This is a genomic window from Chlamydiales bacterium, from assembly GCA_031292375.1.
Taxonomy (GTDB): Bacteria; Chlamydiota; Chlamydiia; order Chlamydiales; family VFKH01; genus JARLHF01.
On record JARLHF010000060.1, the window covers coordinates 1 to 8,350 of the forward strand.

8 protein-coding genes are annotated in these 8,350 nt (G+C 37.4%); 6 read left to right on the forward strand and 2 right to left on the reverse strand.

Translation table 11 applies throughout. The features are described 5' to 3' along the window. The first annotated feature begins 220 nt into the window (after positions 1 to 220). Genes P4L16_07525 through uvrC form a run of 4 tightly spaced genes read left to right on the forward strand, consistent with a single transcriptional unit; the run spans position 221 to position 5,311 of the window. Positions 221 to 688 carry a YbhB/YbcL family Raf kinase inhibitor-like protein gene (locus P4L16_07525; protein MDR3624970.1) on the forward strand — a complete coding sequence of 156 codons (468 nt, stop codon included), beginning with the start codon at positions 221 to 223 and terminating at the stop codon, positions 686 to 688. A 2-nt stretch (positions 689 to 690) separates the two neighbouring features. Beyond that, a complete protein-coding gene (locus P4L16_07530) occupies positions 691 to 954 on the forward strand; it encodes a hypothetical protein (GenBank protein ID MDR3624971.1) in 264 nt (87 codons plus the stop codon). Between the two features lie 18 nt (positions 955 to 972). Continuing rightward, positions 973 to 3,471, forward strand: a complete 2,499-nt coding sequence (gene mutS, locus P4L16_07535) for a DNA mismatch repair protein MutS (protein MDR3624972.1) — start codon at positions 973 to 975, stop codon at positions 3,469 to 3,471. A gap of 7 nt (positions 3,472 to 3,478) precedes the next feature. Next, positions 3,479 to 5,311 carry an excinuclease ABC subunit UvrC gene (gene uvrC / locus P4L16_07540; GenBank protein ID MDR3624973.1) on the forward strand — a complete coding sequence of 611 codons (1,833 nt, stop codon included), beginning with the start codon at positions 3,479 to 3,481 and terminating at the stop codon, positions 5,309 to 5,311. On the opposite strand, the gene P4L16_07545 is transcribed toward uvrC, so the two are convergent. Together P4L16_07545 and P4L16_07550 are read right to left on the reverse strand one after the other, a co-directional pair. Beyond that, positions 5,274 to 5,798: a hypothetical protein gene (locus tag P4L16_07545; protein ID MDR3624974.1), complete on the reverse strand. Its 525-nt coding sequence runs from the start codon at positions 5,796 to 5,798 to the stop codon at positions 5,274 to 5,276. The genes uvrC and P4L16_07545 overlap by 38 nt on opposite strands. 19 nt (positions 5,799 to 5,817) lie before the next feature. Then, positions 5,818 to 6,252, reverse strand: coding sequence for an Asp23/Gls24 family envelope stress response protein (locus tag P4L16_07550; GenBank protein MDR3624975.1), 435 nt, complete (start codon positions 6,250 to 6,252; stop codon positions 5,818 to 5,820). 70 nt (positions 6,253 to 6,322) lie between these two features. Here P4L16_07550 and P4L16_07555 point away from each other — a divergent pair, with 70 nt between their 5' ends. Further along, entirely contained in the window at positions 6,323 to 6,805 is a 483-nt protein-coding gene (locus P4L16_07555; protein MDR3624976.1) for a DUF4339 domain-containing protein, read from the forward strand. 1 nt (position 6,806) lies between these two features. Continuing rightward, the gene (locus tag P4L16_07560) at positions 6,807 to 8,093 is read left to right on the forward strand and encodes a protein-glutamine glutaminase family protein (protein MDR3624977.1); all 1,287 of its coding nucleotides are present in this window, start codon (positions 6,807 to 6,809) and stop codon (positions 8,091 to 8,093) included. Positions 8,094 to 8,350: the final 257 nt, after the last annotated feature.

The window sequence follows — 8,350 nt, forward strand, 5'->3', positions numbered from 1 at the left end:
AACGTACTCGTTGAAAACGCTATCACAAAATATACATAATAATTTTTTGCATTTTACGTTAACATGTCATTTCTATGAGAAGAATTTTCTTATAATTTCCTATTTTCTTTCGTAAAACATCCCGCTCCTAATTGCTGTGTGTATAATAAAATTCGAGCTTTTAATGATTAAAAATCATAGTATCGTGGGGAACATATGTGGATTTACTTGGAGATTTATCATGAAACTAACGAGCACCCACTTTAAAGAAAATGAAAACATCCCCTCACAATATACATGTGAAGGACTCGGATGCAATCCGGAATTACACATTCAAGATGTTCCCAAGGGCACACTCTCCCTTGCATTAATCATGGATGACCCAGACGTTCCTGTAAACATTCGAAAAGATTGTATGTATGATCACTGGGTTGTGTTTAACATGCCAAAAGACACAGCCGTGATTAAAGAAAATTTAACACCTCCTGGCACGCTTGGAAAAAACACATCTGGCTCTCTTGGATACATAGGCCCTTGCCCGCCTGACAGAAGACATCGCTATTTCTTTAAACTCTATGCGCTTGACTGCACACTGCCCCTTGCTGAAGGAGCTACAAAAAAACAGGTTGAAAAAGCAATGGATGGCCATATTTTAGCACAAGCAACGCTTATGGGCACCTATGAAAAACATCATGTTGGAGATGTTTGAGCATGCACTACTCTCTACTAGCCATTCTTTGTATCACCTTTTCTTCTCTACTAGCACAAACTATTCCTGAACAAACTAACCAAGTGCAAATCCCAAGAGAAACTTTGCTTCAAATGGATACAGAACTCATTGAAATTCAAAGACGATTAGATACCATGCAAACGCAGCTCTCTAGAATTCAATCACTACTTGAACACGTTGCCAAGGTAAACGAATGGTTTGAACAGCCAGCAGCGCCCATAGCTCCTGAATCTTCTTCAGACTAAATCATTTCTGGATAATATATGACTGATGCAATAAAAACTACGCCCATGATGGCCCAGTGGCATGCTTGCAAGCAAAAAGCAAAAGACTCCATCCTCCTATTTCGTATGGGAGACTTTTATGAAGCTTTTTACGATGATGCAACGACTTTATCAGAAGTTGTAGATTTAACCCTTACACAAAGACAAGGTATACCCATGGCAGGTATACCCCACCATACATGTGATGCCTATATCGACAAATTAGTTCAAAAAGGGCTCAAAGTGGCCATTGCTGAACAGTTGGAAGATCCCAAAACTGTAAAAGGCCTTGTAAAGCGAGATATTGTTCGTATTATAACTCCTGGCACTCTTCTGAACTCCTCACTTTTAACAGAAAAGTCTAATAATTTCTTTGCATCCATTGTGCAAATTGGCCACTCTTTTGGCCTAAGCTTTATCGATCTTTCTACAGGGGATTTTAAAGCGATGGAATGTGAAAAAATAGGCGATCTTGCAAACGAGCTTTATGCACTTCGTGCCTCTGAAATTCTGATTTCTCATAAATTTCAAGAAAGACATTCTAAATTTTTCCATGAATTATCACAGCTTTATAACTTCTTGCTCTCACCGCAAGATGAATGGTATTTTGATCATCACATGGCTTATAACACATTATCAGAACACTTTAACGTGCACAATCTTGATGGATTTGGCTTGAAAGGCATGAACAGCGCCATCACAGCCGCAGGATCCCTTTTACACTATTTCAAAGAAACACTTTCTCTGCCCACTCAGCATATCCACGCTATTACACACTACGAGCCTTCTTGTTTCTTAAAACTCGATAAATCCACTCAGAGAAATTTAGAGCTTGTAGAATCGATGCGAAATGGAAGCAAAAAGTACACTCTCTTAGAAGTTCTTGACTATACTAGAACCCCTATGGGAGGAAGGCTTCTCAAAAACTGGATTTTACAGCCCCTACTTGACCTGAAAGAAATTCATAAAAGACAAGAGAGCATTACATCTCTTCTCACATCCTTCTTGAAAATGCAAGAGCTTGCTGTAACTCTTGGTAAAATTAAAGACATCGAACGGCTAACGATGAAAATATCTTCTGGATACTGTGGTCCAAGAGATCTTTTAAACTTAATTCTTTCTTTAGAAACCATTCCTGAGCTTAAATGCACCCTCTTATATTTTTCTAGCTTATTGTTTGAAGAAGAATCTTCTCTACTTACTGACTTTACACCGCTTGTTCATGAAATTAAGGCAGCATTGGTCGATGAACCACCTGTACGCACCAATGAAGGCGGCATTTTTAGAGAGGGTTATGATAAAGACCTCGATGAGCTTCGAGAAATTCGAAAAGATGGAAAGTCATGGCTTATCAATTATCAAAACAAGCTAAGGGAAGAAACTGGCATCAAAACATTAAAAGTCAGTTTTACACATGCTTTTGGATATTATATTGAAGTAAGTAAAGGACAAGCAGAAAAAATGCCTGCATCCTTTCAAAGAAGACAAACGCTTGTCAATAATGAGCGCTTTATCACTCCTGAGCTTAAAGAATATGAACAAAAGGTGCTCACAGCAGAAGAGCGCATGATTCAACTAGAGCAAGAATTTTTTACAGTTTTACGCACTCACATTTTAAAATATACAGAAAGTATTTCTCTTGTCGCAAAAGCGATCAGCAAAATAGATGCTCTTTACTCCCTTGCCTTTGCTGCAAAAAAATGGAATTACACAAAACCCATCGTTGATACATCCTCCATACTATTTATTCAAGAAGGAAGACACCCTATCATTGAATCATCTCTTTTGAGTGAAATATTTACCCCTAACGACACTCTCTTAGATGACTCTCAAAACAGTCTCATTCTCCTTACAGGCCCAAACATGGCTGGGAAGTCCACTTATATAAGACAAGTAGCCCTCATTACTTTAATGGCGCAGATGGGCAGCTTTGTTCCTGCAAAATCTGCTCATATTGGCCTTGTCGACAAAATTTTTACACGTATTGGTGCAAGCGATGATCTCTCTCGCGGCCAATCCACATTCATGGTAGAAATGAGCGAAACTGCAACTATTTTACATAACGCAACTTTCTCATCTTTAGTTATTTTAGATGAAATTGGTCGCGGCACTAGCACCTATGATGGTATCGCAATTGCCTGGTCCGTTGCAGAGTATCTATTACTAAACATTCCAACTAAAGCAAAAACTCTATTTGCAACGCATTACTGGGAACTTACAGAACTTCAAAACCGCATCAGTGGAGCTGTCAACTACCATGTTGCAGTCCAAGAAGCAAATAACAAAATTATTTTTTTACATAAAATTATCAAGGGTGCAACTGACAAAAGTTATGGTATCCATGTAGCAGAGCTTGCAGGCCTTCCCTTGAGTGTAACACTCCGAGCAAAAGAGATCTTAAATCGCCTTGAAGAGGGCTCTGGAAAAAAAGAAAAATCCATAACCTCTTCTAGAATTAAAAAACCTATTCATGAGCACCAAATTCTCCTATTTGAATAAATAAGCAATGTTTGACAAAACACTTTTAGAATACTTTCCAAAGGACCCTGGCGTTTATCTGATGAAAGATGAAAGAGCCCATGTGATTTATGTTGGAAAAGCAAAAAATATCCAAACGCGTGTCAAACAATATTTTTCTACATCTCAAGATGATAGACCCTATGTTCCCTTTCTTGTTCAAAAAGTCAAAACCATTGAAACAATCGTTGTCTCCTCTGAAAAAGAAGCTTTGCTTCTTGAAAATACTCTCATTAAAAAATATAAACCAAAGTACAATATACTCTTAAAAGATGATAAGGGATATGTAAGCTTAAAACTTACCCATGATAGCTGGCCTATGGTACAACTCGTGCGCTACAAAGGTAAGCCTCCAAATGATGGCACTTACTTTGGCCCTTACTTAAATGCATTAGAAGCAAAAACATTATTAGACCTACTACAACACACATTTCCACTGCGACAATGTTCTGACAGGGAATTTGCCTTAAGAACGCGCCCTTGCATCCTATATCAAATGAAACGCTGCATTGCTCCTTGCTGCAATAAATGCACACAAGAAGAGTATGCAGTTCATGTAAAGCGCACCTCACAATTTCTAAAAGGACAAGATAAAGAGCTTTTACAAAACCTCTATAAGGAAATGGAAGTCTGCTCTGAATTTCTTGAATTTGAAAAGGCCGCAGAAATTTTTCGAGCAATCAAATACATCGAACATGCTTTAGAATCTCAACAAGTGACAAGAATAGAGCGCATTGATATGGATGCAATTGGCATCTATCGAGAAGGCTCTGAAGTAACTCTTTGTCAGCTTCTTTTTAGAGAAGGAAAGCTTACATCTCTTGAAGTATTTCAATTTTCTAATATCCTACAAGATGATGAAGAGCTTATCTCCTCTTTTCTTATTCAACATTATTTAACCCAAGAAAATGCACCCTTCGAAATTTTGCTACCTATCCCTTTGATAGAGTCTACAAGCTTAGAAGAAATTTTAAGTCATGAAAAGAAACATAAAATAGTCCTCCACACACCAAAAAGAGGAGATAAATTAGCACTCATTGAAATGGCCTATAAAAATGCACAAAGCTCTTTTCATAAAGAAAAGGACAATAAGGCTATCCGTCAAAAAAACCTTTTAGATATGCAGGAAAAGCTATTACTAGAGCACTACCCTCACCGTATCGAATGTTTTGATAACTCTCACCTTTCTGGAACAGATTCTGTAGGCTGCATGGTAGTTTTCATTGAAGCAGAAAAGAAAACAGCATTCTACCGAAAATACTTACTCAAAGCCACCAACTCTTCAGATGATTATGGAGCCATGTATGAAATCTTATTAAGGCGCTATTCAAAAGCAAAAAAGGAAGATACTCTGCCAAACCTCGTCATCATCGATGGAGGAAAAGGTCACCTAAATGTTGCTAAAAAAGTATTTACCGATTTAAATATTATTGGTGTAGACCTTATTGCTATTGCAAAAGAAGAGCACAGGCATGACAAGGGCTCTTCTCAAGAAGTTATCTTTTTAGTAAATAGAAAAGATCCTATTTTATTGAATCGAAGCTCTTCACTATTATTTTTACTTCAACAGATACGTGACGAGGCGCATCGCTTTGCTATCACTTTTCACAGAGCCAAGAGAAGCAAAAAAATGATAAGTTCTGTATTAAGCACAATCCCTGGCATTGGTCCTGTAAAACAAAAGCTTCTCTTAAAAACTTTTGGTAGCACAAAGCAGCTCATGCTAGCAGAGACAGAATCGCTTATGCAAATAAAAGGGCTATCCTCAAAAGACGTAGAGGCTATTAGTCACTGGAAACAGCATCGCGAAAACTCACATTGAGATGAAATTCATCTGTATACTGAAAGTACTTCTCAAAAAGGTCTGCAAGTCCTTCTTCTATTTTCTGAAGTAAATGCTCATAATCTGTACTTTTACTCGATGGGATATCTGCTGTAATATAAATTTGATTTCTGCGCACATAAAGCGTACTATGCACATCCATTTTCGGAAAAAGCTCTTTCCAGTACTCTCCTACATACTTTTGTAAAGCCTTTTCATCCACACTAACCTTTAGCTTGCTACCCATAGTGAGTACCAAAACATGTCTCTTATAAGCAAAAAAGAGTAAGACCATTAAGAAAAGTCCAAAAAGAGCAACAAGACTTCCAAAAATAACAAGATCTATACTTCTACTATCTATCAAATGCATAAGAGATTCACGAAATTGCTCTGTTAGCGGAATCATCAAAATAGCTACGCCACATGCCATCAGCAAAAAGGAGAGAAATAGATGCACCACAGAAAAAAAAAGCGATCCAAATCGCATGCTAGCCTCTTAATTTTTTCTAAAATTTATCCGAATAGTCACTGTTAGAAGAAGGCTCTATTCCTATAATTTTTTCTCTCTTGTTATCTGGGAAATAGAGATTTTTAAAAACTACGTGAACAGCTCCTACATGCAAGCCTGTCATCTTAGTGATTTCCATAGAGATCGTAGTTTGAATTTCCTCTGCCTTTTTAGGAATAGGCACTCCATAAGCGACATTTACTTCTACTTTAACATTAACCGAGTGATTCCTTTGGTCTTGTTCAATGTAAATGCCCTTAACATGAGATGCCTCTTCAAGGCCCAGCAAGCTACTTACTAAACTACCTTCTAAAAGATGTATCCCTTCTATCTGTGTAAGACATTGCAAAACGATAGAGTGAAACACTTGACTATCGATGTCTCTGATGAAAAGGGTGTCTGGAAGCTCAAATTCTTTAGTATCTATCTTCATAATCCATTACCTGTGTGTAAATTAATTCTAGAACAACCTTTTCTTTAAAAGAAAGAGGAAAAAGGGTATCATGAGCATTAATTTTATGGATAACTTGCTAATGAATCTTATTTTTACTCTTTTCTTTCTAGCTATCATCGGCTTTTGTTGTTCTGCTATCGCCAAAAGGCAGGGCAGATCGCCTGCTTTATGGTTTTTTATAGGTTTTCTATTTGGTATATTCGGGTTTATCATACTTCTTTTGCTCCCTCTTTTTACAAAATTCACATACAACAGACAAACAAATCAACGTATCATCGCTGCAAAAAAAACCATCTCTACAGAAAATGTTCCTTGCATGCCTGTAGAAGAAAACCCTTCTATTAAACAAACCCCTTGGTTTTATTTAGATAATACTCACACGAGTATCGGCCCCATAAGCTTTACAGAGCTTCTTAACCTATGGCGCTCTCAGGTAGTCTCAACCAAATCCTATGTATGGCAAGAAACGATGAGTGCCTGGGAAAAGGTCCAAAATCTTCCTTATCTAAGAGAACTTTTAGAGCAGGAATAAAATGCCGGCCTGTCATGAATCCATCGTCCATGCCTTCATCCAATGGGGTGCAGAAGCACGAAACGACCTCCAAATTATTAGCCTTACACCACCAGGTGCGGCCAATATCTACCAAGCTGTAAGTAACCTTTTTCTAGAAAAACGCTATACACAACTTTCAAAAAAAGGAATAAACGTTGAGATCCTAACTCTTACAAAAGTTATCCCTCTCTTTTTCAATGAACTAGAAGCCAAACTCAATAAAGGACAATGCCTATCAATAAGGGAAAAAGACTTTCTTTGCAAATTAAGCCCAGTATCTATTTCTATGCAACGCACACTTCAATTGATTACAAAAGATGCTGCCTTGCGTATCGCAAGGGCATGGAAACGCTCACTCGTCCATTTACTCAAATACAATGCCAACACCCAAAAGATGCCCCACCTGGCATTTGTGCGCCTTTTACTAAAAACGTCTTTTGCTGTCAAAAGGATACTACTTTTACCAAAATATGGAAAAGTGCTCGATGATATAATTGAAGATGTTTTAGAAACAAGATTATTGGAACAGAAAAATTCAATAAAACTCATCTTTACAAGCGTTGGACAACAACCACATACTTATCTTCCCTCTTACATCATGACTCACATCCCTTCAGAAACCACCTTGCAAAAACATGGTATTGCATTTGCTTCAAAGGAAATCTTAAAGCAATTTAGAAAAACAAAAGCTATTCCCATCCAGTCAAAAGATGTGTTGGATAAAGTAGTAAAGGCTCTTTATGCCACCGATATTTTTCCCTGGTATTACCTTAAAAATGGTTGCCATACAAGAGCGCACATCACCATTCAATTCCTTATTGCCCTGGGAACTTCCCCAAAAAGCTTACAAAAACAATATGTTTTTACATCAGCAAAAACAGCAAAAACCATAGAAGATTTTAGAGGAAACTCTATTTCTTGGAGATATCATATAGCGCCCTATGTTGAGCTTGCAGATAAAACTAAATGGATCATTGACCCTGCACTGGATAGCACAAAGGCTCTTTCCCTTAACGAATGGTTAGAAAAACAAACTACTGAAGTAGAAAATATCATAGATTTGGGAACATTAACAACTCGGACAATCTCTTATAATCCCAACGAAGATCTTATATTTACAACTAGTCGCAATGCAATTATTGAAACTTCACCAAGCTACCAAATTACCATTAAACACCGTCGACGAAATTGTGGCTTGTTTACAAATCTAGGGGCAAGCCTTAAAGTCCACCGCACCAGTCTGGAATCAGATCTCTTTCCAACATAACCCAGAGCATTACTCTATAAATTACACTGGTAAATTACACCCGTGATGCACCAGCATGTAAATCCCTCAGATTGATTAACAGATAGTTGAAAATCGAGCTGACGCTAAACTAAGTTAACGTCAGCTCGATTTTTAACTAGGTTATTGTTAACAACTTAAGCTCTTGTTCATTAAAATTTAAAGCTGGTTTTTTGGGTTGTAATGTATAAGCAATTAACCCTGCAAATATATTAACAATGAAGTTAATAGGGCTTCGA

Coding starts and splice junctions, on each gene's coding strand:
- P4L16_07525 (MDR3624970.1), top strand. CDS start 221: ATGAAACTAACGAGCACCCACTTTAAAGAAAATGAAAACATCCCCTCA.
- P4L16_07530 (MDR3624971.1), top strand. CDS start 691: ATGCACTACTCTCTACTAGCCATTCTTTGTATCACCTTTTCTTCTCTA.
- mutS (MDR3624972.1), top strand. CDS start 973: ATGACTGATGCAATAAAAACTACGCCCATGATGGCCCAGTGGCATGCT.
- uvrC (MDR3624973.1), top strand. CDS start 3,479: ATGTTTGACAAAACACTTTTAGAATACTTTCCAAAGGACCCTGGCGTT.
- P4L16_07545 (MDR3624974.1), bottom strand. CDS start 5,798: ATGCGATTTGGATCGCTTTTTTTTTCTGTGGTGCATCTATTTCTCTCC.
- P4L16_07550 (MDR3624975.1), bottom strand. CDS start 6,252: ATGAAGATAGATACTAAAGAATTTGAGCTTCCAGACACCCTTTTCATC.
- P4L16_07555 (MDR3624976.1), top strand. CDS start 6,323: ATGAGCATTAATTTTATGGATAACTTGCTAATGAATCTTATTTTTACT.
- P4L16_07560 (MDR3624977.1), top strand. CDS start 6,807: ATGCCGGCCTGTCATGAATCCATCGTCCATGCCTTCATCCAATGGGGT.